Origin of the sequence: Rhizobium sp. NZLR1b, from assembly GCF_019685155.1 — a bacterium.
Taxonomy (GTDB): domain Bacteria; phylum Pseudomonadota; class Alphaproteobacteria; order Rhizobiales; family Rhizobiaceae; genus Rhizobium.
The window spans coordinates 202,000-228,035 of the sequence record NZ_JABDWC010000006.1 but is presented as its reverse complement, the minus strand read 5'-3'; the positions used below and the strand labels follow the sequence as shown (position 1 = coordinate 228,035).

At 61.0% G+C, this 26,036-nt stretch carries 23 protein-coding genes and 1 pseudogene; 12 read left to right on the top strand and 12 right to left on the bottom strand.

Features of this window, described 5'->3' with window-relative positions; translation table 11 throughout:
- Positions 1-3 precede the first annotated feature (3 nt).
- The 4 genes from ggt to speB form a co-directional block, all read right to left on the bottom strand.
- On the bottom strand, positions 4-1,596 hold the full coding sequence (gene ggt / locus HJB84_RS11690) for a gamma-glutamyltransferase (protein ID WP_221115993.1): 1,593 nt from the start codon (positions 1,594-1,596) through the stop codon (positions 4-6).
- A gap of 17 nt (positions 1,597-1,613) precedes the next feature.
- Positions 1,614-2,996, bottom strand: a complete 1,383-nt coding sequence (locus tag HJB84_RS11685) for an aspartate aminotransferase family protein (protein WP_221115992.1) — start codon at positions 2,994-2,996, stop codon at positions 1,614-1,616.
- 124 nt (positions 2,997-3,120) lie between these two features.
- Positions 3,121-3,963 carry a transporter substrate-binding domain-containing protein gene (locus HJB84_RS11680; RefSeq protein ID WP_207584314.1) on the bottom strand — a complete coding sequence of 281 codons (843 nt, stop codon included), beginning with the start codon at positions 3,961-3,963 and terminating at the stop codon, positions 3,121-3,123.
- A 76-nt stretch (positions 3,964-4,039) separates the two neighbouring features.
- Positions 4,040-5,086, bottom strand: a complete 1,047-nt coding sequence (gene speB, locus HJB84_RS11675; RefSeq protein ID WP_221115991.1) for an agmatinase — start codon at positions 5,084-5,086, stop codon at positions 4,040-4,042.
- Between the two features lie 150 nt (positions 5,087-5,236).
- On the opposite strand from speB, the gene HJB84_RS11670 reads away from it, so the two are divergent.
- From HJB84_RS11670 to HJB84_RS11645, 6 genes and pseudogenes are all read left to right on the top strand, one after another.
- Positions 5,237-5,962, top strand: coding sequence for a GntR family transcriptional regulator (locus tag HJB84_RS11670; protein ID WP_221115990.1), 726 nt, complete (start codon positions 5,237-5,239; stop codon positions 5,960-5,962).
- A 33-nt stretch (positions 5,963-5,995) separates the two neighbouring features.
- Positions 5,996-6,721 carry an ABC transporter permease gene (locus tag HJB84_RS11665; protein ID WP_207580495.1) on the top strand — a complete coding sequence of 242 codons (726 nt, stop codon included), beginning with the start codon at positions 5,996-5,998 and terminating at the stop codon, positions 6,719-6,721.
- Positions 6,721-7,419 carry an ABC transporter permease gene (locus HJB84_RS11660; protein ID WP_207580494.1) on the top strand — a complete coding sequence of 233 codons (699 nt, stop codon included), beginning with the start codon at positions 6,721-6,723 and terminating at the stop codon, positions 7,417-7,419. The genes HJB84_RS11665 and HJB84_RS11660 overlap by 1 nt, the downstream gene beginning before the upstream one ends.
- Positions 7,420-7,431: 12 nt before the next feature.
- Positions 7,432-8,230 (top strand): annotated as a pseudogene (locus HJB84_RS11655) (ABC transporter ATP-binding protein).
- A 180-nt stretch (positions 8,231-8,410) separates the two neighbouring features.
- Complete coding sequence (locus tag HJB84_RS11650; RefSeq protein WP_207584313.1) at positions 8,411-11,656, top strand: adenylate/guanylate cyclase domain-containing protein; 3,246 nt, start codon at positions 8,411-8,413, stop codon at positions 11,654-11,656.
- A 72-nt stretch (positions 11,657-11,728) separates the two neighbouring features.
- The gene (locus tag HJB84_RS11645) at positions 11,729-12,409 is read left to right on the top strand and encodes a peroxiredoxin-like family protein (RefSeq protein WP_207580492.1); all 681 of its coding nucleotides are present in this window, start codon (positions 11,729-11,731) and stop codon (positions 12,407-12,409) included.
- A 37-nt stretch (positions 12,410-12,446) separates the two neighbouring features.
- Here HJB84_RS11645 and HJB84_RS11640 read toward each other — a convergent pair whose 3' ends face one another.
- Positions 12,447-12,656 (bottom strand): hypothetical protein, encoded by a 210-nt coding sequence (locus HJB84_RS11640; RefSeq protein WP_259671076.1) that lies wholly within the window; start codon positions 12,654-12,656, stop codon positions 12,447-12,449.
- A 183-nt stretch (positions 12,657-12,839) separates the two neighbouring features.
- Between HJB84_RS11640 and HJB84_RS11635 the strand changes: the two genes are divergently transcribed.
- The 3 genes from HJB84_RS11635 (at position 12,840) to HJB84_RS11625 (ending at position 15,392) form a co-directional block, all read left to right on the top strand.
- Positions 12,840-14,048 (top strand): MFS transporter, encoded by a 1,209-nt coding sequence (locus HJB84_RS11635; protein WP_221115989.1) that lies wholly within the window; start codon positions 12,840-12,842, stop codon positions 14,046-14,048.
- A gap of 175 nt (positions 14,049-14,223) precedes the next feature.
- Complete coding sequence (locus HJB84_RS11630; RefSeq protein WP_221115988.1) at positions 14,224-14,715, top strand: MarR family winged helix-turn-helix transcriptional regulator; 492 nt, start codon at positions 14,224-14,226, stop codon at positions 14,713-14,715.
- Positions 14,712-15,392: a GNAT family N-acetyltransferase gene (locus tag HJB84_RS11625; protein ID WP_221115987.1), complete on the top strand. Its 681-nt coding sequence runs from the start codon at positions 14,712-14,714 to the stop codon at positions 15,390-15,392. The genes HJB84_RS11630 and HJB84_RS11625 overlap by 4 nt, the downstream gene beginning before the upstream one ends.
- A gap of 106 nt (positions 15,393-15,498) precedes the next feature.
- Here the strand turns inward: HJB84_RS11625 and HJB84_RS11620 are convergent, their stop codons facing one another.
- Entirely contained in the window at positions 15,499-18,342 is a 2,844-nt protein-coding gene (locus tag HJB84_RS11620) for a pitrilysin family protein (protein ID WP_207580488.1), read from the bottom strand.
- Positions 18,343-18,533: 191 nt separating this feature from the next.
- Here HJB84_RS11620 and HJB84_RS11615 point away from each other — a divergent pair, with 191 nt between their 5' ends.
- Positions 18,534-19,514, top strand: coding sequence for a substrate-binding domain-containing protein (locus HJB84_RS11615; RefSeq protein WP_221115986.1), 981 nt, complete (start codon positions 18,534-18,536; stop codon positions 19,512-19,514).
- Positions 19,515-19,583: 69 nt separating this feature from the next.
- Here HJB84_RS11615 and HJB84_RS11610 read toward each other — a convergent pair whose 3' ends face one another.
- The 6 genes from HJB84_RS11610 to HJB84_RS11585 all read right to left on the bottom strand — a co-directional run bounded on the left by HJB84_RS11610 (position 19,584) and on the right by HJB84_RS11585 (position 25,250).
- Entirely contained in the window at positions 19,584-20,849 is a 1,266-nt protein-coding gene (locus HJB84_RS11610; protein ID WP_221115985.1) for an ABC transporter substrate-binding protein, read from the bottom strand.
- Positions 20,850-20,876: 27 nt separating this feature from the next.
- Positions 20,877-21,713: a carbohydrate ABC transporter permease gene (locus tag HJB84_RS11605; RefSeq protein WP_221115984.1), complete on the bottom strand. Its 837-nt coding sequence runs from the start codon at positions 21,711-21,713 to the stop codon at positions 20,877-20,879.
- Positions 21,710-22,633, bottom strand: a complete 924-nt coding sequence (locus tag HJB84_RS11600; RefSeq protein WP_221115983.1) for a carbohydrate ABC transporter permease — start codon at positions 22,631-22,633, stop codon at positions 21,710-21,712. The genes HJB84_RS11605 and HJB84_RS11600 overlap by 4 nt, the downstream gene beginning before the upstream one ends.
- The gene (locus HJB84_RS11595; RefSeq protein WP_221115982.1) at positions 22,626-23,831 is read right to left on the bottom strand and encodes an ABC transporter ATP-binding protein; all 1,206 of its coding nucleotides are present in this window, start codon (positions 23,829-23,831) and stop codon (positions 22,626-22,628) included. Before HJB84_RS11595 ends, HJB84_RS11600 begins: the two co-directional genes overlap by 8 nt.
- Positions 23,828-24,658 carry a metallophosphoesterase gene (locus HJB84_RS11590; RefSeq protein WP_221115981.1) on the bottom strand — a complete coding sequence of 277 codons (831 nt, stop codon included), beginning with the start codon at positions 24,656-24,658 and terminating at the stop codon, positions 23,828-23,830. Before HJB84_RS11590 ends, HJB84_RS11595 begins: the two co-directional genes overlap by 4 nt.
- Positions 24,659-24,854: 196 nt before the next feature.
- Entirely contained in the window at positions 24,855-25,250 is a 396-nt protein-coding gene (locus HJB84_RS11585) for a hypothetical protein (RefSeq protein WP_221115980.1), read from the bottom strand.
- Positions 25,251-25,405: 155 nt separating this feature from the next.
- On the opposite strand from HJB84_RS11585, the gene HJB84_RS11580 reads away from it, so the two are divergent.
- Positions 25,406-25,708: a hypothetical protein gene (locus HJB84_RS11580; protein ID WP_207584312.1), complete on the top strand. Its 303-nt coding sequence runs from the start codon at positions 25,406-25,408 to the stop codon at positions 25,706-25,708.
- Positions 25,709-25,846: 138 nt separating this feature from the next.
- On the top strand, positions 25,847-26,035 hold the full coding sequence (locus tag HJB84_RS11575) for a hypothetical protein (protein WP_221115979.1): 189 nt from the start codon (positions 25,847-25,849) through the stop codon (positions 26,033-26,035).
- The last annotated feature ends 1 nt before the right edge of the window (position 26,036 follow it).

Genomic DNA, 26,036 nt, shown 5'->3' with positions numbered 1-26,036 from the left:
CTGTCAGTAGCCGAGCGCGCAGCCATCTTTTCGATGATCGGAGGCGCCCAACAGCGTATTGTGTTGATCGTCAATCCAGATTGCCTGGGCGCCGCCGATCGCCCAATTCGGAGCGGTAACCTTGAAACCGCGCGCTTCAAGATCAGGACCGATCGAAGTACGGAGAAGTGCTTCGGCCTCGATCGTCGCCGTGCCAGGAAGCGGAAAGAGACGAGGTAAATCGATTGCCGTTTGAATGTCCAAATTGAAATCAAAAAGCTTGGTGAGGAAGTGGGCGTGGCCCATCGCCTGATAGTGTCCCCCCATGACGCCGAATGACAAAACAGTTTTGCCATGGCGTGTGACCAGGCCTGGGATGATCGTGTGCATGGGCCTCTTGCGCGGCCCTATCGCGTTCGGATGGCCTTGCTTCAAACTGAAACTCTGTCCACGATTGTGGAACAAGACGCCACAGTTCGGAGCCATCAAGCCGCTTCCGTAGGGATGGAAGATCGAGTTAATGAAGCTGGCTACATTTCGGTCCTTGTCGACGACCGATATGTAAACGGTGTCAGAATGCTCGACGCCGTCGATGGCCGCCCCGGCGTCGGCGACCCTATTCATGTCGATCTCGGCGGCAAGACTGTCGGCAAGTTCCTCGGACAAGAGGAAATCGACGGGAACATCCGAGACCGCAGCGTCGGCGACCCAACGATCACGGGCGGCATAAGCCAGCCGAGTGGCCTCGACTTCGATGTGCAGATTGTCGACATCAAGCGGATCGCCTTTGCGTTCAAAGCGCTCCAGGATCTTCAGGATCATCAGTGCGACGATGCCCTGCCCGTTCGGCGGACATTCATGCACCGTCCATCCTCGATATGTTGCGCTGACAGGCTTGACATATTCGCCAGCCGCAGACGCAAAATCCTCGCGTGTATGAAGGCCGCCAAGCGAATTCAGCCGTGTCACCATGTCGTCGGCCACCGCGCCGCGATAGAAGCCGTCCCGGCCCGAAGCTGCAATCGTTTCCAGTGTCTGTGCCAGTTCCGGCTGACGTTGAACCGATCCGACCTGCGGAGCCTGATCGTCGACCAGGAAAATGCGGCGTGTCGAAGGATCGCGCAGCAGCAAATCAGTTTGCTTCGAGAGGTCGGCGGCGACCCGCGGTGTGATTGCATAACCGTCGCGAGCCAGTGCAATTGCGGGTGCGAGGATTTCTGACAGCGACATTCTTCCGTGATCGGCAACGAGACGCGTCCACGCGTCCACCGCACCAGGAACCGTCACTGCATGCGGCGACGATCGCTCGATCGAAGCGATCCCGTTTTCCCGAAACCAGTTGAAATGCGCCGCCGCCGGTGTGCGTCCCGAGCCATTATAGGCAACGACATCATCATTTCCGTTTGATGACAGCAACGCAAAGCAATCGCCGCCTATGCCGGTGGAACCAGCCTCGACGACGCATTGCACGGCGCAGGCACCCACTGCAGCGTCTATCGCCTTGCCGCCGGCTTTGAGTATGTCGATGGCGGTCAAGGTCGCCATTGGGTGGGATGTTGCCGCCATTCCGCTGCGGCCGACAGCCATCGATCGTCCAGGCAATTCGAAGTTTCGCATATCGTCGGTTCCTTCACTCAATAGAGGCCGGTCGCCCTCGCCCAGGTGTACGTGTCATCTAACGCCCGAGTGGAGCGGTCGAACAAGTCGTTGATCTGTGCTTCAGTGATGATAAGCGGCGGGCAAAGTGAATAATTGTCGCCAAGGGCACGCGTGATGACGCCATGGACCTGGGCCTGTTTGCCTGCGTGAATGGCGATGCCGTCCGTTGGCTTGAACTGCTCTTTCGTTTCCTTGTTGCGAACCAGTTCGAGGGTTCCGATGAGGCCGCGACCGCGGGCGTTGCCGACGAGCGGATGGTCGCCAAGTTCGTTCAACCGCAGCTGGAACAGCGGGGCGATGTTCCGGACATGGCCAACGATGTCGCGTTCCTCGTAGATTTTCAAGGTTTCCAGGGCCACCGCAGTCGCAACGGGATGGCCGCTATAGGTGAAACCATGGCCGAATGTTCCGATTTTCTCGCTCTCGGCAACGACTGCGGAGTGGATCTTTTCGTTGATCATCAGTGCGGATATCGGCTGATAGGCCGCCGAAAGCTGCTTTGCCATGACGATCATATCCGGCTGAAGCCCGAAGCTTTCGGACCCGAACATCGTGCCCAGCCTTCCAAAGCCACAGATGACTTCATCGGCGATCAGCAGTACGTCGTATTTTTTGAGGATCGCCTGGATCTTCTCGTAATAGGTTGGCGGCGGAACGATGCAGCCGCCGGAAGCCATCAATGGCTCGGCGAAGAATGCGCCGATGGTTTCCGGTCCCTCGGCAAGGATCATCTGTTCAAGCGCGGTGGCACAGCGCGTCGCGAATTCTTCCTCCGTTTCGCCCGGGCGGCCATAGCGATAAAACTCCGGGCAATCCGTATGCAGTACCCGATCGATCGGCAGATCGAAATCGCGGTGGTTGTTCGGGAGTCCGGTCAGGCTCGCCGAAGCGATGGTGACACCGTGGTAAGCCCGCATGCGTGAGATGATCTTCTTCTTTTCCGGCATGCCTATCGCATTGTGATAATACCAAACAAGCTTCATGGCCGTGTCGTTGGCCTCGGAACCCGAATTGGCAAAGAACACTTTCGACATCGGCACCGGTGAAAGCTGAATGAGCCGTTCGGCAAGCTCGACGGCGGTCTCATGCGTTTTGCCGCCGAAGCTGTGATAGAACGGCAATTCTTTCATTTGGCGGGTTGCCGCGTCGACCAGACGTTGTTCGCTAAAGCCCAGCGACGCACAAAACAGCCCCCCAAGACCTTCGATGTACTTATTGCCTTCGTTGTCGAAGATGTGGATCCCCTCACCCCTGGCGATCACCAGCGGGCCGTCCTTCAGATGTTGCGAGGCGTTGGTATAGGGATGAAGAACAAACGCGGCGTCGCGGGATTCAACGGAGTTGAGAAGGATGGTCACAATGGTTCTCCAGATGTAGGTGTGTTTCGACGGCGACGTTTGGCAAAGCTTTGCCCGGCGGCCGGTGCGACCTCTCGGTGCACCGGCCGCCAATCGCTGCCGGAATGGGAGCTTGACTGCTTAATCAATCAAGAGATGTCTTGATCCACTTCTGCGCAAGCTTGTTGATCGTGCCGTCCGCTTCCGCCGCGTCGATCGCAGCGTCGAACATCGACTTCAAGACTGTATCGTCCTTGCGGATACCCGCCGCGATCCCCTGTCCGAAGACTCCGCCTTTGAAGGTCGGGCCGGCGATCTTGTAGTCTTTGAAGTCGTCCTTTCCGAGGGTTGCAGTCAATGACGTTTTCTGGGCAACCACGGCGTCGATGCGACCGGCCTGGAGGTCCAGGTCATGTTGCTCGACGGTCTTGTATTCTCTTGGATCGACAACGCCCTTGAAATAGGCGTCGAGAAAAGCTGCGTTCGCCGTTGAAACCTGGGCGCCCACGGCCTTGCCTTTGAGGGCGTCTCGAAGCGGCTGCAATTCCTGCTCGACCTTCGCCTTGTCTGCGGCAAGGTCGACCGTCGTCCCCGTCCCCGGCAAATCTGCCAGAGGACCGGTTTTGTCGACCATGAATGCGGCGGCGGTCGGGGCGTAGGGCTTGCTGAACGAGATGACCGCCAGACGCTTTTCGGTAACGATCATCGAGGCCATGATGGCGTCGAACTTCTTGGCATTGAGCGACGGAATCAGCCCGTCCCAGTCCTGGGCCACGATGGTGCATTTGATCTTCATGCGGGCGCAAAGGTCATTGGCGAGATCGATCTCGAACCCCGCGAGCTTGCCGTCAGGACCGGTAAAATTCCAGGGCTCGTACGCGCCCTCGGTCGCAATTGTGATCTCGGTTGGTTTTGTCTGCGCGGTGGCAGCGCCGGCCGACATGACGCCGAGCAGAGCGGACGTCAACAAAAGCTTTGATAGTTGCATGTCTCTATTCCCCTTTTTGCGCCCTGCCCTATTCCCAAGCAAGGCGGTTGCAGACTTCGCGACATCCAGCCGATTGCTAGGACGCGCGAACCTTGATTGCCTCGGCCGCAAGGCAGAGGAGTTCGAATAGAACCTGAGCGGCAATTTGCGCCGTGTTCGACGTTGGGTCGTATTGCGGAGCGATCTCGACGACGTCGCCGCCGACGATGTCCAACCCTATAAGACCGCGCAAAATGCCAAGGGCCTGGGCGGAGGTCAGTCCACCGACCTCGGGCGTTCCCGTGCCAGGCGCAAATGCCGGATCCAGAGAGTCGACGTCGAAGCTGACGTAGGTTGGACCCGATCCGACGATCTCTCTCGCTTTTGCGATTACGGCCTTTATGCCGAGATCGCCAACGTCTTCGGCATGTATGACGGTCATGCCGGAAGCATAGGAAAATTCCCAGAGATACTCGGAATTCCCTCGAATTCCGATCTGGACAGTCCGCCTGGGATCAAGCACACCATCCAGTACCGCTTGGCGGAACGGTCCGCCATGATGGAACTTGCACCCCTCAAATGAACCACCAGTGTCACAATGGGCGTCAATGTGGATCATCCCCACAGGTCGATCCCTGCCAACGGCCTTGAGAATGGGAAGGCCGACCGAGTGGTCGCCGCCGACTGCAAGCGGCACAACGTCCGCCTCTACCAACCTGCGGACAAATCCTTCGATATCGTCATGAGAGGCAGCAAGATCAAAGCGGCTTTTGAATGGGACATCGCCGATATCGGCAATGCGTGCATGCGCCGTCGGGACGGCCCGCAAAACATGATCATAAGGCCCAACCCGATCGACATTGCGGACGGCTCTCGGCCCGAACCGCGCACCCGATCGGTTCGTCACCCCGAGATCCATCGGTATTCCGAAAAGCGCAATGTCCATACCCGCAAAATCGGGTGCGGCGTCTGGACGATACGGGGCCCTCAGCAATGTCGGAACGCCGCTATAGGGCGCCTGGCGACTATCCCCCTCGCCAAAGACCAATTCGGCGACCTTTCGAAACTCCGGATCGAACATCTCAGCGCCTGAAGCGTTGGAATAGCGCTTCCGCAGGTCGTCCAGATTGAGAATCTCCGGCATTGAGCCTCCATGTCCTGAACCAAATCTCAAGCCGCGTTCAAAAAGCCGATTAGAACCATTGCGTGTTGTAGTCAACATTGTATACATAATCGTATTCTTCTTGATCGAGCAAGAGGGAAAAAGTTATGATGGCGTTCGCCGGACCGGTGAATGGACCAGAGATGGAAGGGGAATTGCTTGGCATCGACCAAAACGGAACAGCGAGGATCATTGCGTGAAAGCACATATTCGCAATTGAAGGACCTGATCCTGAGCGGCCAGCTCCGCCCCTCGGAGCGCCTTTCAGAAATTTCACTGGCCAAGCGCTTCGGCGTCAGCCGAACGCCGTTGCGTGAAGCGCTGATGAAGCTTGAAGAGGAAGGGCTCATCGTCGGGCAGCGTAATTTTGGCTATACGGTGACCGATCTTGATGTCACCAAGTTCTGCAATTTGCTGGTCGTTCGTGAAGCGCTCGATGTTTGCGCCGCCCAGCTCGCCTGCGAGGTGGCGACCGAGGAAGACCTCGATCGGCTTCGGGGTGTCATTGCCCAGATGGTGGAACTCAAGGAGACGACCAACAAGACGCCGTCCGACGCGGCCCGCAACCTCGATCTTGGACTATACATCCATCGCGTCATCGTGGAATCGACTCGCAACGAGGCGCTCGTAAGGGCGACGGATCAAGTTTACCAGCAGCTTCGCCTGGCCCTTTGGCTCGAAGTCCTTTGGGTCGATCTGGAGCACACGGATCTCGACGAGCACCGGGCAATCGCAGACGCCATCTGTGCACGCGACAGGGAAGCCGCCGCAGACGCAGCCCGCGCCCATGTTCAAAGCTCGCTGAAAAACATGTCGAAGCTCCAGCGCATCTGGGCGCATCGGCGAGCGGCCGACTGACTGAAACCCGATCCTTCACCGAGAGGTCCACGCATGGCACCTATCGACAGTTACCTGGCTCTGGTTGGCTTCGGGCAAACGGGTTGGGGTTGGCTCCTTCTGACCGCAGCCGCCATGACAATCGGTGTATCCGTCTGCGGTTTTCTCGCTGGAACGGTAATCGGCACGATTATCACCTTCATGCAGCTATCCCGTCACATGGCCATCCGATGGCTCGCCGACGGTTACACGACCATTCTGCGCGGTGTGCCGGACCTTCTGGTCATCTATCTCTTCTATTTTGGCGGCAGTGCATTCCTCGGATCCGTGGGGGGTCTGTTCGGCTATCAAGGATTCATCGGAATGCCGGCATTTCTAACCGGAACCCTGGCGCTTGGCGTGGTTTCGGCCGCCTATCAGGCTGAGGTTTTTCGCGGAGCCTACAGATCGGTTGCACGCGGTGAAATCGAAGCCGCCAGCGCCGTCGGTATGCGGCCATGGCCTAAATTCAGGCGCATCGTTGCTCCACTCGTCCTTCGTTACGCCATTCCGGGTCTCGGAAATACGTGGCAACTCGTGCTGAAGGAATCCGCATTGGTCTCTGTCACAGGTCTGGTCGAACTCCTGCGCCAATCGCAAATCGCGGCCGGCTCTACCCGCCGGCCCTTCGAGTTCTACCTGATGGCGGTTGTCCTCTATCTCGTCATCACTTGGTTCTCTTCAATCCTGTTCCGACGCATGGAAGCTCGAACGACCCAGGGCATAAGGGGGGCGTTGTGATGGATACGGGCTTTCTGTGGGAAACGTTTCTCACGCTTCTGGGCGGTTTGCCGCTAACCCTTGAGCTTGCAATTACATCCATCCTCGCAGGAAGCGCCTTGGCGCTTGCGATTTCGCTGCTGGCCGTGACCGGCGGTGCGATGGGTCGAACCTTAACCGGCGCTTATGTCTTCATATTCAGGGGTTCGCCCCTGCTCGTCCAAATGTTCCTGATCTACTATGGACTTGGCCAATTCCGGCATGAGCTACAGGATCTTGGCGTCTGGGGGTTCTTTCGCGAACCCTACTGGTGTGCGGTGCTAGCGCTCACTCTGAACACCGCGGCCTACTGCAGCGAAATTTTCCGTGGCGGCCTGCAGGCCGTCTCCATCCAGGAGATCGAGGCGGCACGCGCTTGCGGCATGTCGGGCGTTCTTTTGTTCAGACGCATCATCCTGCCGATTGCCATCAGGCATGCGCTGCCAGCTTATGGCAACGAGATCATCCTGATGCTCAAAGCAACGGCACTCGCGTCTGTCATCACGATCATGGAAGTCACCGGCCTGGCTGGAAAATTGATCGCCGACAGCTTCCGCGCTTTCGAGATCTTCATCGTCGCAGGCGCGATCTACCTTGCGATCATTTTCGTCGTTACGCGCATGCTCATGGTGGTCGAATTTTGGCTTTCGCCTCACATGCGCATGCGGCTGCAATCTTAAACGGGAGTGTGCATGTCTGACAGGGGAACAGTTTTGGCAAGCGACAACAATGATAAAAGCGCTGCCGTTTCGGTCAAGGATCTTCGGAAATGCTTTGGCCCACTGGAAGTCTTGAAGGGGGTCTCCCTGGAAGCACATGAGGGAGATGTGATTTCCATTCTCGGTTCATCCGGCTCCGGAAAATCGACGATGCTCAGGTGCCTCAATATGCTCGAAGTCCCCGACAGCGGAGAAATTCGCATCAGCGGTGAGATGTATGCTCTGAAGAAAGCGGGGCATAGAACGGAGCCCGCTGACCGCAGGCAAGTCGATCGGATGCGCGAACACATCGGCATGGTGTTTCAGAGCTTCAACCTTTGGTCTCATATGACCATCCTGGAGAATGTGATCGAAGCGCCGGTGCACGTGCAGAAACGCAACCGCGCCGAATGCATCGCCGAGGCTGAAGCTCTGCTCGAACGGGTCGGCATCGTCGACAAGCGAAATTTCTATCCCGCGCACTTGTCTGGCGGGCAGCAGCAACGGGCTGCGATCGCTCGCGCACTCGCGCAGCGGCCCAGGGTCATGCTGTTTGACGAGCCGACCTCTGCGCTTGATCCCGAACGGAGAAGTGCTCAAGGTGATGCGCTCTCTTGCTGAGGAAGGTCGGACCATGCTGGTTGTAACGCATGAGATGGGGTTCGCGCGAGACGTTTCCAGTAAAGTGGTATTTCTTCACAAGGGTGTCGTCGAAGAAGCGGGCGAACCTGACGAACTTTTTACCAATCCGAAATCCGAAAGATTTCGGCAGTTTCTTGCAGGGACGAGATGACGTCATCCGACATTCGGCGCGGATCTCAAGAGCGCCATGTATTCAACGGCAATCGGCGTTCCCCCGGCTGTTTAGTGCTTGCCGGCACGGGGCAGCAGGTTCATGCTGATCCTCTGTTTTAAGGGCCCGTGGTTGCGGCTGACCTAGCCGTCACATATCGGTTTTCGTGAGATGCCTGCGATGGAGTGCGCCGGCTGCGGTTTCGATGTTCAAAGCGGTTTTGCCTTCTGTCCGCGATGCGGCGCAAGGCAGCCTCTTTCCTGCGCCGCTTGCGGCAATCCCTGTCAGCCCGATTTTGCCTTTTGCCCCAAATGTGGCGCGTCGATCTCAGGCAAAGCCCAGCCTGCGCCGAAGCCAAGCATCGAGGTGGTGCCGTCCAAATCCGATGGCGACGCCGACCGGCGGCCGGTGACCGTGCTCTTTGCCGATCTCTGCGGTTTCACGACGCTGAGCGAGCAGATCGATCCTGAAATCATGCGGCTGCTGCAGAACGAATTGTTCGAAGAGATGACCCAGGCGGTCGAGGCCTATGGCGGCTTCGTCGACAAGTTCGTCGGCGATGCGCTGCTGGCGCTGTTCGGCGCGCCGGTCGCACATGAGGACGATCCGGTTCGGGCGCTCGGGGCCGCACTCGATATGATCGGTCGGGCGACTGCAGTCGGCGCGCGCTGGCGCTCACGCGCCGGCGTGCCGCTGCGTCTGCATATCGGCATCAATAGCGGACCTGTTGTCACCGGCGGCTTCGGCGCAGTCAGCACAAAATCCTATTCCGTAACCGGCGACACGGTGAACACCGCCCAGCGCCTGCAATCGATGGCCGGCGAAAACGATATCCTGGTCGGGCCATTGACCTATCGGCTCACCCGCCATGCCTTTGCCTTCGACAGTCTGGGCGCACAGACCCTGCGCGGCAAAAGCGGAAACGTCCTCGTCCATCGGCTGACCGGGCTGCTGGAAGCGCCGCATACGGCGCGCGGGCTCGAAAGTTTCGGCCTTCAGGCGCCGATGATCGGACGGGATACGGAGTTGTCGCGGTTGCTGACATGCCTCGATCTTGCCTGCGGCGGTGCGGCGCAGCTCGTCCGCTTGATCGGCGAGGCCGGTATCGGCAAGTCGCGGCTGGTCGACGAGTTCGTCGGGACCGCCGCCAATGCGGCCCGATTCCAGGGCCTTGCCATACGCAGAGCCACCTGCTCTCCCCTCGGCGAGCAATCCTATGGCACCCTCGCCGCGGTTGTGCGCAGCGCTTATGGCATCGGCGAGCGGGATGATCTCGACAGGACACGGCAACTGCTGACGACAGGTTTCCGCGCGCTCGATCTCACGCAGGAGGACGTCGAGGGACTTTTGCCGCTCTTTCTGCATGTCCTCGGTCTCGGCGATCCCGACGGGGCGTTACGGCACATCGAGCCGGAACAGTTGCGACGACAGATCTTCTATGCGGTGCGCACCGTCTTCGAGCGGCGGTTGGCGCAAGGTCCCTTGCTGCTTGTCATCGAGGATCTGCACTGGGCGGACGTTGCCTCGCTGGAAGTGCTCCGCTTCATGATGGATCGGCTGGAGCGCAGCCGGCTGATGCTGCTTGCGATCTACCGGCCGACATCGCAGACCGATCCGCTGAACTCCAATCGCGTCAACGTCACCGTGCAGCGTCTTGAACCGCTCTTTGCAGCCGAGGGGCAGAAGCTGCTTGCTGCCTTTTTCGGCGAGGGTCATGGCAAGTTGCCGGTGACGATGCGAAAGCGGATCCTTGACCGCGCCGGCGGCAATCCGCTTTTCATCGAAGAAATCCTTAGGGTGCTGATCGACATGGGCACGTTGCACAATGACGGTCAGCGCTGGCATTTCGCGGCCGACGATACGGATGTCGATATACCCGTCAATCTGCAAGCGCTGTTGCTTGCTCGCGTCGATCGTCTGCCGCAAGAGATAAGACGGTTGGCGCAGGAGGCGGCGGTGGTCGGCCCGAAGTTCGATACCGCCCTCCTCCGCACCGTGGCGACCGACCCCGGCGCGATCGATGCCGCGTTGGATTTTCTCTGCGATGCCAATATCATCGAAGAATTGCGCGGTCCCGATGCCGGCGGGTTGCCGGGCTATCGTTTCAGCCAGACGCTGATGCACGACGTCATCTACCATAATCTCCTGTTGCAACGGCGCATGGAGCTTCATCTTCGGATCGGCCGGGTTCTGGAACACCAATATGGCGCGGCGCCCGATCGGCCGGAGCATCTGGCGCAGCTCGGCCATCACTTCAGCCTGACGACCGAAAAGGCCAAGGGAGCCGGGTATCTGATGGCGGCGGGCGATCTGGCGCGCAAAACCTATGCCAATGACGATGCGATGCGCCTTTACCGTCAGGCGCTTGCGGCCTTTGCCAACGAGCCGGAGGTGACGCCGGAGCAATTGGCGCTGCTGGAGCGTCTTGCCGATCTTTGTGGTCCTGCGGGCCGGCGCGACGATGCCTTGAACCATTATCATAGCGCGCTGGCGATCCACCGCGCCAAAGACGACCGGATAGCTGCAGCGAGGATATTGCGAAAGATTGGCCGTCTGCATCTTGATGCGGGGCGCCGCGACCAGGCGGAGACCCATTGCGCCGCGGCCGAAGCGATGATCGCGACGATCGATGCGCCGGTCGAGCACGCGCATCTGCTGCAGGAGCGCGGCCATCTCGCCTTCCGCATGGGCGATCAAGCTGCCGCCGCCGAGTGGGCGACGCAGGCGCTGCAATGCCTGCAGACGCTGCCGGTCGACGGAACGACCGAGGCCGGGCGGGAGGCGGCGCGCGCGATGGCGGAGGCGCTGAACACCAAGGGTGTGGCTCTGGCGCGCCTTGGACGCCGCCGCGATGCCGTGCAGGAAGTGGAGCGCAGCCTTGCGGTCGCCGAAAAGGCCGATTTGCAAAGTGCAGCGTGCCGCGCCTATTCCAATCTCGGCGTTCTCTACACTATCGTCGACCCGGCCAACGCCATCAGGATCTGCCGGCGCGGACTGGAGGTCGCCACCCGTATCGGCGATCTCGGCTTCCAGGCGCGGCTTCTCGCCAATCTCGCCGTTTCCTGCTGTACCTTTACCGATCGCTGCGCCGCCGAGGGTGTTCCGTCGGCGGAGAAGGCCGTCGAAATCGACCGGGCTCTCGATCAGCGCGATCATCTCTCCGTGCCGCTGATCGTCCTCGGGCAGATTCATCAGTGCCACGGGGAGCCGAAGCTAGCTCGTAAGTATTACGAGGAAGCCCTTGAGGTTGCGAAGGAAATTGACGAGCCGCAACTGCTCTTTCCGTGCTATGATGGCTTGGCGACACTGAGCCTCGAGCATGACGACATGGACGAGGCGGAGCGGTATTTCACGCTGGCACAGGATGTGTGCATTCGCCACAACCTCGATCCAGGCACACTTGTCGTCTTGCCGTTCCTCGACTGATCCTCCTCTTCGTACCACGACTGGAGATCGGTTAGTCGAACTGATTCAGACAGATAAAGGGAGGAATTAAACATGCAGGAGAACCACTCGGAAAGACCATTGCAGCCTGGAGATCGCGCGCCGAACGTGGTGCTGGATGCGATCACCCGCCAGGGCAAGATCGCCATCGACGATTTTCGCGGTCAAAAGCCGGTGCTTGTCGGGCTGTTCCGCGGACTGCATTGCCCCTTCTGCCGCCGGCAGATCGCCGCCATGGCCGAACTCACCGGTGCATTGCAGGAAAAAGGTATCGACAGCCTGACTGTGGTGAATACGCCGATCGACCGTGCCCGCCTCTATTTCCGCTACCACCCGCTTCCCAACCTGCTGGCGGCCTCCGACCCTGAGCGGATGTCGCACAGGGCGTTCGGCCTGCCAAATGTCCAGTTCACCGAAGCCGAGAATGACTGGCCGCACAAGCTCAGCATGAGCACGGTGACCTCGATGCGTATCGACATGCCGGGCGAGCTCCCGGAGCCCATGGACGTGATGGCGGCGGTGGACTATCTCGACAAGGCGGATGGTTACGAATTCACTGAGGATGACACGCAGATGATCGCTACCGGCTATGGCCAGCTTGTCGGCGAATTCCTGCTCGATCGGGATGGCGTCGTGCGCTGGTGTTTCACGGAAGTCGAAGAGGGTGGTCGCCATATGTTCGGCGGTCCCGCCCCTCGGGAAGTGATGTCGGCAGCCTCGAATATGGCTGTTTGAAGCGATCAGTCTTGCGTTCGGGGATTACTCCTCGGCGTTACATCGGGCGTGAGGCTAGCCAGTCGTGAAACGCTGCAACCTGGTATCGACGCAACGCCTTTGGCGAGGCGACGATGTAATACGCCCACTTCACCGGCCAGCGGATATCCGGCAACAGATGGACCAGCCTGCCGCTGTCGAGTTCCTGCGCCACGAGCGCCTTGCGCACGAGGGCGACGCTCCTCGCCGCGACTGCGGCCTGGATCACCGCCGCTGTGCGCCGGCGGCGGGCATCCGCTTCCCGGAAGCCGCAATGGGTGTCTGGCCTGTGGAAGGACCACCTCATCCTGGCAGAGAGCGAGACAAGCCCCTCCGAACCTGGTTACCTTGCCGGCGCAGTTACCGCTGCGGGTCGAGCAGTCGCCGACATTCTGTCGAAGATGGATTCCAGATGAACATCATACATCAAGCCTCGGCCGACCCGGCAGTCGCGAAGCGCAACTCCTGGGTCCTTACCATTGCGCAGGCCTTCGGTGGCGCCAATGCCCCGATCATCGTCTCGCTCGGCGGTCTGGTCGGACAGCATTTGTCAGCGGATCCCGATCTCGTTACCCTTCCCGTCAGTCTTCTCAGCCTTGGGCTGGCACTCGGGACGCTCCCCGCCGCCTGGGTGATGCGTCGCTTCGGACGCAAGCCCGGCTATCTGCTGGGCTCGGCGATCGGCATGATCTCCGGTCTGATCGCTGCACTGGGGATCGTGCTCTCCAGCTTCCTGGTCTTCTGTCTCGGCACCTGTCTTGCAGGTTTCTACTCCTCCTATGTTCAGAGCTACCGGTTCGCCGCGACCGACAACGCCACCGGGTCGCAGAGCCATAAAGCGATCGCCCGGGTCATGGTCGGCGGCCTGGTCTCCGCGATCATCGGGCCGCAGCTCGTCATCTGGACGCGCGACGCCCTTCCGGGAACACCCTTTGCCGGGAGCTTCCTCAGCCAGGCCGCCCTTGCCGCCTTGGCGTTTCCGGTGCTGCTCTTTCTTCGCACATCGACGCCGCGGGCGGCTCATGCACCGGAAAGCGCCCCGGAACGGCCGCTTGTCCAGATTTTGACCTCGCCGCGCTATCTCCTCGCCATCGCAACCGGTGTCGTTTCGTATGGCTTGATGACCTTCGTGATGACCGCGTCACCGATCGCGATGGTCGGGCATGGTCACTCGATCGACCAGGCGGCACTGGGGATCCAATGGCACATTCTCGCCATGTATGCCCCGAGTTTCGTTACCGGCCGCCTGATAGTGCGCTTCGGCAAGGAACGGATCGCAGCCGTCGGTCTCCTCCTCATCGGCTGCTCGGCGGCCGTCGCGCTCTCCGGCTTCGACATCGCCCACTTCTGGCTCTCGCTGGTTCTGCTCGGGATCGGCTGGAACTTCGGCTTCATCGGCGCAACCGCCATGGTGGCCGACTGCCATACGCCGGCGGAACGCAGCAAGGTGCAGGGTGCAAACGACTTCCTTGTCTTTGGTACAGTCGCCTGCGCGTCCTTCTCGGCCGGATCGCTTCTCCACAGTTCCGGCTGGGAGACGATCAACTGGATCGTGCTTCCGGCCGCCGCCCTGGTGCTGGTTCCCCTGGTCTGGCGGGCGGCGCGGCCCATCGCGATATAGGCCGGCGATCCTCAAGCCGTGCGGTGACCGTGGCGCCTGAAGTCGATATGCGGCGGGTCACGCCAGGGCGTTTTCCTTCTGCTGCTCTCGCAGTTAGCCTCACATGCCCCCAAATTTCCGATTTGATCAATTATATAACCTGTTATATAACCTGTACTGTAAATGGAGAGGCGGCATGGTCGAGGATGTGGTCCGAACGCTCGGCTTTCTGTGCATGGGCAGCCGGTTGCGGCGTATTGGAGAGAGGCTGCAGGCCGATACGCAGCAGGTCATCGACGAGGCCGGTCTCGGCATCCAGGCGGGTCAGTATCCCTTTCTTGCGGCAATCGACAGGGCCGGACCGCTGACGATCGGCGAGCTTGCCCAGGCAGTAGGAATTACCCAGCCCGGTGCAACGCGTACCATCGGCCAGCTTCTCGAACTCGACTTTGTCGATATGCAGCCGGCCGCGGACGATCAGCGCCGCCGACTGGTCTCGCTGACCGCCAGGGGACAGGACCTCGTCGATCATTCGAAGACGGTCATCTGGCCGCGCATCGCGGCCGCCGTTGCGGATCTTTGCGGCGATCTCGAAGGGCCTATTCTCCAACAGCTCGCAGCCATCGAGGACGGGCTTGCGGCGGTGCCGCTTGCGCGCCGCAAGCCCGGCAAGGAGGAAGAAGCATGACCCATATCCTCGACCGGCCGATCTGGACCGCGCTTAAGACGGCGCATGCCGGCCTTGCGGAGGGGAACGAAAACGCGCGGCGATACCCACCATCGATCGTCTCCTTCGCCGCCTCCGCTGACGATAGGCCCGAAAGCCTCGACGCCCTCGAGAACCTGCCTTCGCAGGAGGAGAGCATGATCCTCGTCGAAGCCGGGCCGATCGCCATTCCAGCGGGCCTTGCCATCGCCACGGAGGCACCGTTGGTCCAGATGATTGCCGAGCAGCCGAATGCGAAAATTTCGGATTCCCGCATCGAGATGCTGACGGAGGCCGACGCCGCCGACATGCTGGCTTTGGCGACACTGACCAAACCCGGGCCATTCACTCTGCGCGCCCAGTGCGTGGGGAGCTTCTGGGGCATCAGAAGCGACGGGCAGCTGGTGGCGATGGCTGGGCAGCGGATGCGGCAGACCGGTTTCATCGAGCTCAGCGGGCTCTGCACCCATCCCGATTTCCAGGGGCGCGGTCTCGGCACCCTGCTCTTCCGCTTCGTTGCCGGCGAAATCGCATCCAACGGCGATACCGCCTATCTGCATACCTATGCGGCAAACACATCCGCCATTTCCCTCTATCTCGCGCTCGGCTTTACGCTTCGCGCGGAGATGAATATGCGCGTGGTCAAACGCCGCTCATGAGCGAGTGCACGACGCACCTCTTTTCCGCACGGCTGCGCGGGACGATGTCTCGCGCCGGGATCCGGTCCCATCCGAGACGAGATGCGCCGGCGGGGCTTCGAAGCGCCTATCGGACCGCAGCCGGCAGCACTTCGAATTTCCAGAATTTTTCCGGGCTGAAATAGGTCTTGGCAAATTCGCGGATATCGCCGGCGGTGACCTTGTCGTAGCCGCTGAGATTGTCGCGTATCCGATCTAAACGACGCGCATCCGTCTGAGCGCCGCGCAGATATTCGATCCAATATTCGTTGCTCTGCCGCTGATGCTTCAGTGTCTCGATAATGGGTTCCCGTGCACGCGCGAACTCGTCCGGAGAGACATCATGCGCCCGCAGGTCGTTGGCGATCTCGTCGACAAGAGCATAGAAGCGCGCAATCTTTGCCGGGGCCGTCTCGACATAGAAAAATGCGTAGCCATAGCCGGGGACTTCCCTTGACAGATTAGCGTCGCCCTCCACGGCGTAGCTTGCGCCTTCTGTAATACGAAACCGGTCGATCAGCCTGTTTTGGAAAATCTGGGTGGCAATATTGGCGGTGAAGGACCGCGGCAGATCGGAGAGCAAATCGCCGATCGGAGCCCCTACGGCGGCGGCGGCGTTGTCTGCCCTGCCGCTATGGGTCAGCAAAACGGGTTTCTCGTTCGCCGCCGGAAACCGCACGTCGCCCCGAGCATTGCTCGGCCCCGCCTCCGGGCGCGGCGGCAAAGCTCCGAAGGTTTCAGCTGTCAGCCGGATTGCGTCGTCCACCGTAACGTCGCCGACGATGGTGATATCGATCGGGCCGCTGGAAACCATAGGCCGGAACACCGCCTCGAAATCGCCTGGCTTGGCGGCGGACAACTCAGCGCGATCGGGGAAGGTCCAGCGCGGATCGCCGGAATGCACGAGACCTGCGAAATCACGGCTGACGACGCCGCCGGGGGTCGCCTGATACTGATCGAGGCCGCTCAAATAGGCCTGCTGCACACGCTTGAACGCCTCGGGGCGGTACGCGGGATCAGAGGTATATGCCGTCATCAGCTGCAATTGCGTCACAAGATCTTCAGTCCGTGTACGACCGTCGAACTGGAAGGAGCTGTCGCCGACCGAGAAGTCGATGCCGACGATGTTGGCCGTCAGCGCTTTCTGTACATCCTGGTAATCCATGGCCCTCACGCCGGACAGCGCGACGGCCGGGGATGCCCAGATCGGGGCGGGACGGTCGTGCGGTAGATCCAGTCGGCCGCGGCCGATATCTTCGCGCACCAGCACTTCGTTGGCGCGCAGCTTGGTCGGCTTGACGGTAAGCCGTACGCCATTGGAAAAGCGCACCATGGTCAAGCCGAGATCATCGACGGCGCGGCGTTCGACCACAGCCCCGGGTTCGCCGAAATGGGTGTAGGGCCAGGCGACGTCAGCGACACTGGCTGGCGCCGAGACGGCAATAGCCTTTGAAGCGTCATAGGCTTGGCGTACCGCATCGGCGCCGGCCTGCGGTGATTGGGCTGTCTGCAGCACGACCTGCGGACCGTTGCCTGTGAAAGCAAGTTGCAGGGCCTGATTGACCTCGGCCGCCGTGACGCCGTTCGTCATCGTTTCGAACAGTGAGAGATCCTGGGCAGGCGACGTGAAGACCTGATTATCATCGACGCTGCTGGCCAGTGTGGAAGCAATGTCGGTGGTCGTGCGCGTCTCGGCTCCGGCCACGGCAGCCTGGAGGGCCGAGCGATATTCGAGGATTTCGCGATCGATCTCAGCCTGCGCAACGCCGAACTCTTCGATGCGACGCTGTTCCTGGTCAATGGCCGTGAGGGCTGCCTGCCATTTGTCCGGCTCGGAATTTGCCGAGATCAGCACGACATGCGCGGAATCGAGGAGATCCTGGGAGCCGACGCCCGCGCTGATGAAAGGGGCATCCGCCTTGCTGGCGATGGTGCTCACCCGACGTTTGAGCACCATCAGGCCGAGATCTTCGACAAGCTCGGTGCGGCGCTTGGCGAAGGTGTCCGCCGTGGCGTCGTAAGGACGCGTCCAGGCGATCTGTACGCTAGTCATGCCGCCGGGAACGACGAGGACGCCGGTGCTTTCGCCTTTCGTCTCCAGTGTGCCGAGATCCGGTTTAGCAGGCGTCGGACCCACGCCCTTCCAGTCGCCGAAGCGCTGCCGGATTTCGATTTCCATGGCGGCGGGGTCGATATCGCCCACCACCATCAGCGTTGCCCGATCCGGCCGGTAGTTGGCCCGGTAATAATCGCGAACGAGGTCCACCGGCGCATTGCTGATAATGTCGGCTTTGCCGATCGGCGCGCGCATGGTCGCGCGCTGGCCAGCGAGCAAGGAATTCATGATTCCGAGCCCGGCGCGATACTGCGGCGTATCGCGCAGCCGTTCCTCCGACAGGATGACGCCGCGCTCGCGATCAAAGGCGCCGGCATCGAGGGTCAGCTCGCTTGCCGTCTCTCGCATCAGCATCAGGCCCGTCGAAACCGTGTCGGCATCGACCTCGGGAAGATCGAGCGCATAGACAGTCTCATCATAAGAGGTATGGGCGTTGGTGTCCGGTCCAAAGGCCAAGCCCTTGCGCTGCAGGATACGGATGATCTCCCCTTCGGCGACATGCGTCGAACCCTTGAAAGCCATGTGCTCCAGAACATGCGCAAGGCCCTGCTGGTTGTCGTTTTCCTCAAGCGAGCCGGCGCCAATGCGAAAGCGGATTGCGGCCTGTCCGGGCGGTGTGGCATTGCGCATGATCGCAAACCGCATACCGTTGGCGAGCGTGCCGAAATGGACGTCGGAATCGGCCTGGAGATCGCTTTGCGTCTGTGGCCAGGACGCGGACAGGGTGTCCGCATAGGCCGGCGAGGCGAAGTTTGCGACAAGGGAGACGGTCGCGAGAAACCGCCAGGCGGCGGCGCATTCCATTTTGTGAGACATTCTTGTCCAGGAGATAAGCATTAAGAGATGGGAAGCGTTGATCTGACTATTCCACAGGTTGCATTTCGCTTCAACTTCCATGTGTGTGATTGGATAAGAAGTGAAAACTCGAATTAGCCGCCTGTGTCAGACCAATGTCATCGAAGTCTCCTAAGGGATTGCGCCTTATCTGTCACCAGGAGGCGTTTTCGATGGCGACATTGGAGCAGGTCGCGTTCAGGGCGGGATGCTCGCTGGCGACGGCAAGCCGGGTACTCAACCGCAACGGACCGGCCAGCGACCTGATGGTGCGCAAGGTGCGCCGCGCCGCGGCGGAACTCGGCTACCGCCCGGCCGGCCTGTCCGTCGGGCGGATTGGGCGCAGGCCGGTGGTCGGCGTGCTGATTCCGAGCATCACCAATCCGGTCTTTGCCTCGTCGCTGTCGAGCATCCAGAACCGCATGCTGGTTGCCGGCCATGGCGTGTTGATCGCCCAGTCGAATTACGACCCGGCGCGCGAGGCCGATGCCGTCGCAGCACTGCTGAACGACCGGCCGACCGGGCTGATCCTCACCGTCTGCGATCCGTCGACCAGCGAGGCGCTGCTTGCCAGGCTGCCGCCGACCGTGCTGCTCAACAACCTGCCGACGGCGCAGTTTCCGGCGGCCGTCACCGCCGACAATCGCGGCGCGGGCCGCGAGATCGCGACCTTCCTGATCGGCATGGGCCATCGCCGCATTCTGTTTCTCTCCGGCAATTTCGCCGCCTCCGACCGCGCGCGCCTTCGCTACCAGGGTTATCTCGACGCCATGGCCGAGAATGGGCTGACACCGCGCGATGCCATGCAGATCCCCTTCGTCGGCGGCTATGACCAGCTCGATCTCGGTGTCGCGATGGCCTCGCCTTCTCCGACGGCGATCATCGCCTCCAACGACCTTCTGGCGCTCGGCGTCATCGGCGCGCTGAAGCGTGAGGGGCTCTCGGTGCCCGGGGATGTTTCGGTCGCCGGCTTCGACGGCATCGCCATCGGCCGGCTGATCGATCCGCCGCTGACGACGATTGAAATGCCGGATGCCAGCATGGGAGCAACGGCCGCCTCGCTGCTTCTCGACATGGCGGAGAATGCCGCCCCTGCCCGCCATCTCGATATCGCCTATACCCTTCGCCGCGGCGGCACGGTGCGCGCCATCTGAAGCGTGCGAAACACGAAGGCCGCCAAGCGCTCGGCGTGGCGGCCTGCTTTATTGCTTCTAAGGAACCAATCAGCTGCGCGGCAGCATGCCTTCGACATCGGCGGCTGCGTCGTCAAGCGCTGCCTTCGGCTCGGCCGACTGGTCGACGATGCGCGAGAGGTTGTCGACGATCGTCTGCGTGACCTTGACGCCGTTCGAACCGGGGAAGGCATACCAGGGGATCATCACCGGCATCTGGCTGAGGCCTGCCTGGAACAGCGGGTTCTGCTTGTAGAAGTCGCCGAGGTATTCGGGCGACTTGGCGGCAAGCTCGTTGTTCGGAACGTAACCGGTGCCGGGCACGACGACGGAGGCGCCATAAGGGCCGGCGGCGAATTTGGCGAATTTCCAGGCGGCATCCTGCTTGGCAGCATCATGCGTCAAGATGACAACGGCGTTGCCGCCCGTCGGCAGATGGCCGTTCACCGGGTCGATCAGCGGAATCTTGGCCGTGCGCAGATCGAACTTGCTGCCGACATTCTTGATCGTGTTGCGCAGAGCGCCGGTCGTCTGGAATTCGAAACCGACCTTGCCGGCTGCGAAAGCCTGCTCGCCGGCGGGTTTGGTGAAAACGGGCATGCCGCCTTCGGTGACCAGGCGATGCAGGACCTCGACGGCCTTCTGACCTTCGGCACCGTTGAAGGCAACCTTGCCTTCGTCGTCGCTCAGCATCCTGCCGCCGGCGCCGAAGAGCAGCGCCGAAAACATCCAGTCGTCACCCTGCCAGCGGAAATCGATGCCGTCGACGCCATTGCCGAGCGCCTTGATCTTGCCGCCAAGGGCGATGACCTCATCCCAGGTCTTCGGCGGATTTTCGGGATCGCCGCCAGCCGCCTTCACGAGATCGGCGTTGTAATACATGATCGGATTGGAGGTCGCGAAAGCAAGGCCCACTTGCTTGCCCTTGACCTGGGCGAGCTTGAGGATCGTGTCGGAAAAGCCCTGTTCGGCCATGTTGCCGTCCTTCCGGACGAGCGGGCCGAGGTCGACGGCGACGTCGCGTTCGTCGAGCATGCGCAGGCGGTTCAGGCCGATGAAGGTAATGTCGGGCATTTCGCTGGTGCCGACCTGGCGAAGGATCGTCTGGATGCCTTCTTCATAGGTTGCCGAGGGGCTGGCGAACTGGATCTTGATATCGGGGTTCTCAGCCATGAACTTCTTCGAGATCGTGTCCATCACGTCCTTGAAGAAACCCGGCATCGGGTAATGGACCGTCAGCGTCGTCTCGGCCTGCGCGGGAAGCGCGATTGCCATCGAGACGGCCGCTGCGGCGAGCAGCTGGGTGATATGTTTCATCGCTCGTTCTCCTTACGTTGAAACCGGTCAGCCTTTGAGACCGGTCATGGTGATGCCCTCGACGAACCGCTTCTGCGCGAGCAGGAAGGCGACAACGAGGGGAAGGGTAATGATGAGGGTCGCCGCCATCAGCGCGCCGTAGTCGTCGCCGGCCTCGGCGGCGCGGAAATACATCAGGCCGAGCGGCGGCGTGGCATAGTCCTGCTTGCTGATGACGATCAGCGGCCAGTAAAGGTCGTTCCAATGGGCGACGACCGAGAAGATGGCAAAGGCGGTGACCGCCGGCCAGGCATTCGGCACGATGACGCGGGCGACGATGCCGACCTCCGACATGCCGTCGAGACGGGCGGCATGGATGAGATCGTCCGGCATGGCGCGAAAGAACTGCAGGAACATGAAGATCGCGAAGACCGAAATGGTGAAGGGCGCGACCAGAGCGGCATAGCTGTTGAGCAGCGAGGCACGGTCGAAGGCGACATAGAGCGGCAGCGCGGTCGCATGGATCGGCACGAGAAGGCCGAGCATGACCAGCACCATCATGGCGCGGGCGGCGCCGAAGCGAAGTTTGGCCATGGCGTAGGCGCAGGGGATCGCCACCAGCACCTGAAAGAAGAAGATCAGCCCGCAGACGACGACGCCGTTCCACAGGAGCCGCCCCATCGGCACCCGGCTCAAAGCCTTGGCGAAATTCTCGACATAGGCGAGATGCGCCGGGATCAGCGACAGCGATGAGGTGAAGATATCGCTCTGCGTCTTGCCGGCCGCGGAGATCATGAAGATGTAAGGCGACAGGAAGATGATCGCCCCTAGGGAAAGCAGGCTCAGGCGGATGATCCTGCCTAGGGAAAAAGCGCTGGTCATCATGTGTAATGTACCCGGCGATCGAGAAGGCGGTACTGCAGGAACATCAGCACCACCAGGATCAGCAGAAACACCACCGTCATCGCCGAGGCATAACCGACGCGCAGATAGACGAAGCCCTCCTGGTAGATCGTGAAGAGCAGCACTTCAGACGTCTTGTTCGGACCGCCCTCGGTCAGCGTCTTCACCGTCTCGAAGACCTTGACCGCATTGGTGATGCTGATGGTGATGACGAAGAGCGTCGTCGGACCGAGCATCGGCCAGGTGACCAGCAGGAAGCGGTCGAGCGAAGATTTGGCGCCGTCCACTTCGGCGGCCGCGTAAAGCTCGCGCGGGATCGCCGTCAGCCCGGCCAGGAACAGCACCATGTTGAAGCCAGCCGATTGCCAGACGCCGATGATCGAGAGGCTGTAAAGTACCGTGCCGGAGCTGCCCAGCCAGTTCGGGCCGGGAAGCCCGACAAGCGCCAGCAGCGCGTTCAGTGGGCCGATCGTCGGATGGAACATATATTGCCAGACGGTCGCCATGGCGACGATCAGCGAGGCGACGGGCAGGAAATAGGCAGTGCGGAAAAAGCTGCGGGCCGCGGTTTCGCTCTCGATCAGCATGGCGATGCCGAGACCGAGAAAGATCGAGGCCGGTGCGACAATCGCCGTATAGACCGTCGTATTCCATAGCGATTTGCGAAACGTCCGGTCGGTGATCAGATGGGCATAATTCTCGAAGCCGACGAAACGGAACTTGCCGTAGCCGAGTTCGAAATCGGTAAAGCCGAGCATGATGACTGAAGCAACCGGCAAAAGCACGAAGAGAAAAAGCAGGATCATTGCCGGCAGCACCAGCATCCAGGCGATGCGGGCCTCGCTACGCCGATGCGCAACAGCAGAATCGTGCGGAGCGGCCATGGAAACAACGCTAGCCATGCGCCCTCTCCCGCGGGGCATCGCCCATCGCGAGCCCGGCATCGGCGTTGCCGAGCCCGGCATCACCTGTTGCAACGCTGCCGGCCAGCCGGCTGCCGTCCTCGGCAAAGATCAGCGTGCGGCCCGGCGACAATCGAAGCCCCACCGCATCGCCTGCCGTAAGGCCCGAGGCTTCGGATGGTTGAACCTTGGCAACGACAGTCTCGCCGACCGCATCAAGCCGGCAATGGAGTATGACCTCGGAGCCCAGGAACTCGACGCGTTCGACATGGGCGGCAAGGCCGTCATGCCGGTTCTTGGACAGAAAGACGAATTCGGGACGAATGGCGAGCGTGACCGGCACCTTCCTGTCTGGTGCATTTTCAAGTGTCAGGCGCAAGCCGCCGAAAGCAATGGTGCCGCCTTCGGCCGCAGCCGGAAGCAGATTGATGCGCGGCTGGCCGATGAAGCGGGCGACCTCGATATGGGCGGGATCGTCGTAGATGACCTCAGGGCTGGCGATCTGCAGCAATTTGCCGCCCATCATCACGGCGACGCGGTCTGCCATCGACAGCGCTTCTGCCTGGTCATGGGTGACATAGAGGGTCGGCACGCCGGCGCGCCGATGCAGGTCGACGATCTCGCCGCGGGCATGGACGCGCAGGTTGGCGTCGAGGTTGGACAGCGGCTCGTCCATCAGGAAGATGCTTGGCTGGCGCACCATGGCGCGAGCGAGCGCCACGCGCTGACGCTGGCCGCCCGACATCTGGCCGGGCTTGCGATCGAGCAGATGGTCGATCTTCAGCGATGTCGCCATCTCCCTGACGTCGCGGGCGATCGCCGCGCGGGTAGCGCGCTGACCTGGAATCAGCGATCCCACGAAAGGCAGCCGCTCTACTCTCGACAACCGGCGCATTGCCAGCGGCACCGCAATGTTTTGCGAGGCCGTCAGGTGCGGATAGAGCGCGTAGGACTGAAAGACCATGGCGATGTTGCGGTCGGCGGCCGCCACACCGGACATGTCCCGTCCGCGGATCAGGATCTCACCGCGGTCGGCATGGTCCAGGCCGGCAAGAATGCGCAAGAGCGTGCTCTTGCCGCAGCCGGAGGGGCCGACCAGCGCGATGAATTCGCCGGCCTCGACGTCGAGGCTGACGCCATCGAGGATCTGGTTGTCGCCGAAAGCCTTGGTGATGCCGCGAATCGAGAGCGCGCTCATTCGACGGGTTCCCGCTCTCTGACCGCCTGCGGATAGACCTCGTGCACGACCTCGTCGAGTACATGAGCGATCATGCCGGGAACGGCGACGATAGTGCTTTCGACATCGGCATCGAATTCGTGGACGACGGCGCCGATCAGACGCTCGCCCGGCATCTCCCGCTCCATCTTGCCGATGATGAAGGCGGCCGACGGACCCCAGGTCAGTTGGGTATTGTCGAAGCGGCCCTGCCAGGCCCAGTGAAGGTGGCCGCTGGCAAACAGGGCCACGTCATGGGCTGAGATCATATCGTAGAGCCGCCGGCGCTGAGCGGGGTGAACGCTCCAATATCCGGTATCGCCTTCGTCAGGCGCATCGACGAACAGCGGCTTGTGGGCGAAAAGCGCCACACGCCGCCCCGCGCTGTCGGAAAGCGCCTGGTCGAGCCATTCGAACTGGGCTTCCTCCTCGTCATCCTCATGACCGAGAAGCAGCGAATTCAATCCGATGAAACGCCAGCCGGCCGCATCCTCCAGCCAGCGGTCGGGACCGGCAAGGCTGCGCCAGCGCGACAGCCGCTCGGCATCGACCGGCTGGTCGGATCCCTTGAGGTGGCCGACATCGTGATTGCCGGGGACGATCAGCATCGGGATCGACACCTGGCGCATCAGATCCATCGAGAAGGTGATGTCCTCGTCCTTGTCGGCACCGTCGACCGTGAGATCGCCGGTATGAACGATCAAGTCGGCGCCGGTCGCTTCGATCCAGGTCAGAAGCGGCGCCCAGTTGCCGTTGAAATGCGGCTTATTGGGACTGAAATGGGTGTCGGTGATCTGAATGATTTTCATGGGCGCGTCTCCGAGACCTGGGAAGCGCGTGATGCGTGCTTCCTTCTCGTGCCCTCTCTAGAAGGCTCGCATGTCAATCAGACACCGCCGGTTTTCAGCTGTTTCTCAGTTTTGACATCCATCTGTCATGCAAGAAGAAGGCTGCCCGGTGGAGCGGGCAGCCTTCGCCTACATTTGGAATGAGAAACGCATGAGTTCAGTGCCGTCGCGCGTTGGCGGGAATGGACGACACCGTGGCCGAAACAGGGTCGCTTGCCGGAAAGCTATCCTCAAGACCTTCATTGAGTTCTTCCTCCAGCACCTTACTGTCATGGGTCGAACGTGCGCTCGGCTGGCCGATCAGGCCCTTGCTGCCTTCGTCGAAATTGCCATTGCTCAAGGCATCGTAACGGTTGATGCTGCCGTCCGCCTCCCCGGCCGCAAAGCTGGTCAGCTGGACCATCATCACCTTGGCGTGGTCGACGGCTGTGGAGTGGTCGAGCTCGCCATGAGAGTTGTCGATCTTGACGGAGATCGATTCTCCTCCTTCGCCCAAGAATTCGACGGTGAAGACGTCACCGGCCTGTGTCACTCGCGTATCGATCAACTGCATGGAAACCTCCTGTGTTCATCGATATCAACGGCAATCACGGTCGGTGAGTTCCACGCCACTTCGAGACAAGGCAGCGACCGATCCTCGCACAGCATTCCGCGCTGGAACAAAGAATGGCGGATGCGCGTTCATTGACGTCCAAAAGGTCCGCGTCCATGTCGAAGTCAACACTGTCGCCGCAAGAAAAACATTCGTTCTCCAACATTCCCGCAGACCAGAAGCTCGCCTTGATATCGCGATATTCGCAGGCGTTGCGCAAGCTCGCCAGATCGGCCGAAGCGGTCGGACGGGGTGATATGCTGCCGATGCTGTTTCAGGTGGCCGATGGGCTGGACAAAATGGCACCCGAGATTGCCGAGACCGAGGCGGGGCTCGAGGTGATGGCGCGCACGGCGCGGCTGATCCGGACGGGCGAGGACATGCTGCTGCCGAGGTCCTCGTCATCAGTCGCCCATTGAACGTCATCCAGCGAGAACGACCTGACTAAAGGCAGCACCGACCCCGGCCCTTATGGTTAATTTATTAATAATTCAGAGTTTATAAAGGGAACGAAGCGGCCTTTCCGAGTGTTGGTGGTGCGCCGTAGAGGAACCTCGATGATCCTGAAAATCCTTGCCCCCAAAATCGACACCGATTGCCATGACACCGGCACTTATGCCGATGGCATCTTTGCTGAAAACCGGATCGATCTGTCCGCTCGCCACAACGGCCGCCGCCGGTCGCAGCATGAGCGCGACTATGGTGCCGGCAGAAAACTGGACAACCTGCCGGTCGGGTTTGCCTGAG

Excerpts from the sequence above, each read along its gene's own strand:
- HJB84_RS11580 (WP_207584312.1), top strand. The coding sequence starts at position 25,406 with ATGTCGAAGTCAACACTGTCGCCGCAAGAAAAACATTCGTTCTCCAAC.
- HJB84_RS11610 (WP_221115985.1), bottom strand. The coding sequence starts at position 20,849 with ATGAAACATATCACCCAGCTGCTCGCCGCAGCGGCCGTCTCGATGGCA.
- HJB84_RS11575 (WP_221115979.1), top strand. The coding sequence starts at position 25,847 with ATGATCCTGAAAATCCTTGCCCCCAAAATCGACACCGATTGCCATGAC.
- HJB84_RS11615 (WP_221115986.1), top strand. The coding sequence starts at position 18,534 with ATGGCGACATTGGAGCAGGTCGCGTTCAGGGCGGGATGCTCGCTGGCG.
- HJB84_RS11645 (WP_207580492.1), top strand. The coding sequence starts at position 11,729 with ATGCAGGAGAACCACTCGGAAAGACCATTGCAGCCTGGAGATCGCGCG.
- HJB84_RS11585 (WP_221115980.1), bottom strand. The coding sequence starts at position 25,250 with ATGCAGTTGATCGATACGCGAGTGACACAGGCCGGTGACGTCTTCACC.
- HJB84_RS11650 (WP_207584313.1), top strand. The coding sequence starts at position 8,411 with ATGGAGTGCGCCGGCTGCGGTTTCGATGTTCAAAGCGGTTTTGCCTTC.
- HJB84_RS11605 (WP_221115984.1), bottom strand. The coding sequence starts at position 21,713 with ATGATGACCAGCGCTTTTTCCCTAGGCAGGATCATCCGCCTGAGCCTG.
- speB (WP_221115991.1), bottom strand. The coding sequence starts at position 5,086 with ATGCCGGAGATTCTCAATCTGGACGACCTGCGGAAGCGCTATTCCAAC.
- HJB84_RS11635 (WP_221115989.1), top strand. The coding sequence starts at position 12,840 with ATGAACATCATACATCAAGCCTCGGCCGACCCGGCAGTCGCGAAGCGC.
- HJB84_RS11625 (WP_221115987.1), top strand. The coding sequence starts at position 14,712 with ATGACCCATATCCTCGACCGGCCGATCTGGACCGCGCTTAAGACGGCG.
- HJB84_RS11600 (WP_221115983.1), bottom strand. The coding sequence starts at position 22,633 with ATGGCTAGCGTTGTTTCCATGGCCGCTCCGCACGATTCTGCTGTTGCG.
- HJB84_RS11680 (WP_207584314.1), bottom strand. The coding sequence starts at position 3,963 with ATGCAACTATCAAAGCTTTTGTTGACGTCCGCTCTGCTCGGCGTCATG.
- HJB84_RS11620 (WP_207580488.1), bottom strand. The coding sequence starts at position 18,342 with ATGTCTCACAAAATGGAATGCGCCGCCGCCTGGCGGTTTCTCGCGACC.
- HJB84_RS11665 (WP_207580495.1), top strand. The coding sequence starts at position 5,996 with ATGGCACCTATCGACAGTTACCTGGCTCTGGTTGGCTTCGGGCAAACG.
- HJB84_RS11630 (WP_221115988.1), top strand. The coding sequence starts at position 14,224 with ATGGTCGAGGATGTGGTCCGAACGCTCGGCTTTCTGTGCATGGGCAGC.
- HJB84_RS11670 (WP_221115990.1), top strand. The coding sequence starts at position 5,237 with ATGGACCAGAGATGGAAGGGGAATTGCTTGGCATCGACCAAAACGGAA.
- HJB84_RS11590 (WP_221115981.1), bottom strand. The coding sequence starts at position 24,658 with ATGAAAATCATTCAGATCACCGACACCCATTTCAGTCCCAATAAGCCG.
- HJB84_RS11595 (WP_221115982.1), bottom strand. The coding sequence starts at position 23,831 with ATGAGCGCGCTCTCGATTCGCGGCATCACCAAGGCTTTCGGCGACAAC.
- ggt (WP_221115993.1), bottom strand. The coding sequence starts at position 1,596 with ATGCGAAACTTCGAATTGCCTGGACGATCGATGGCTGTCGGCCGCAGC.
- HJB84_RS11660 (WP_207580494.1), top strand. The coding sequence starts at position 6,721 with ATGGATACGGGCTTTCTGTGGGAAACGTTTCTCACGCTTCTGGGCGGT.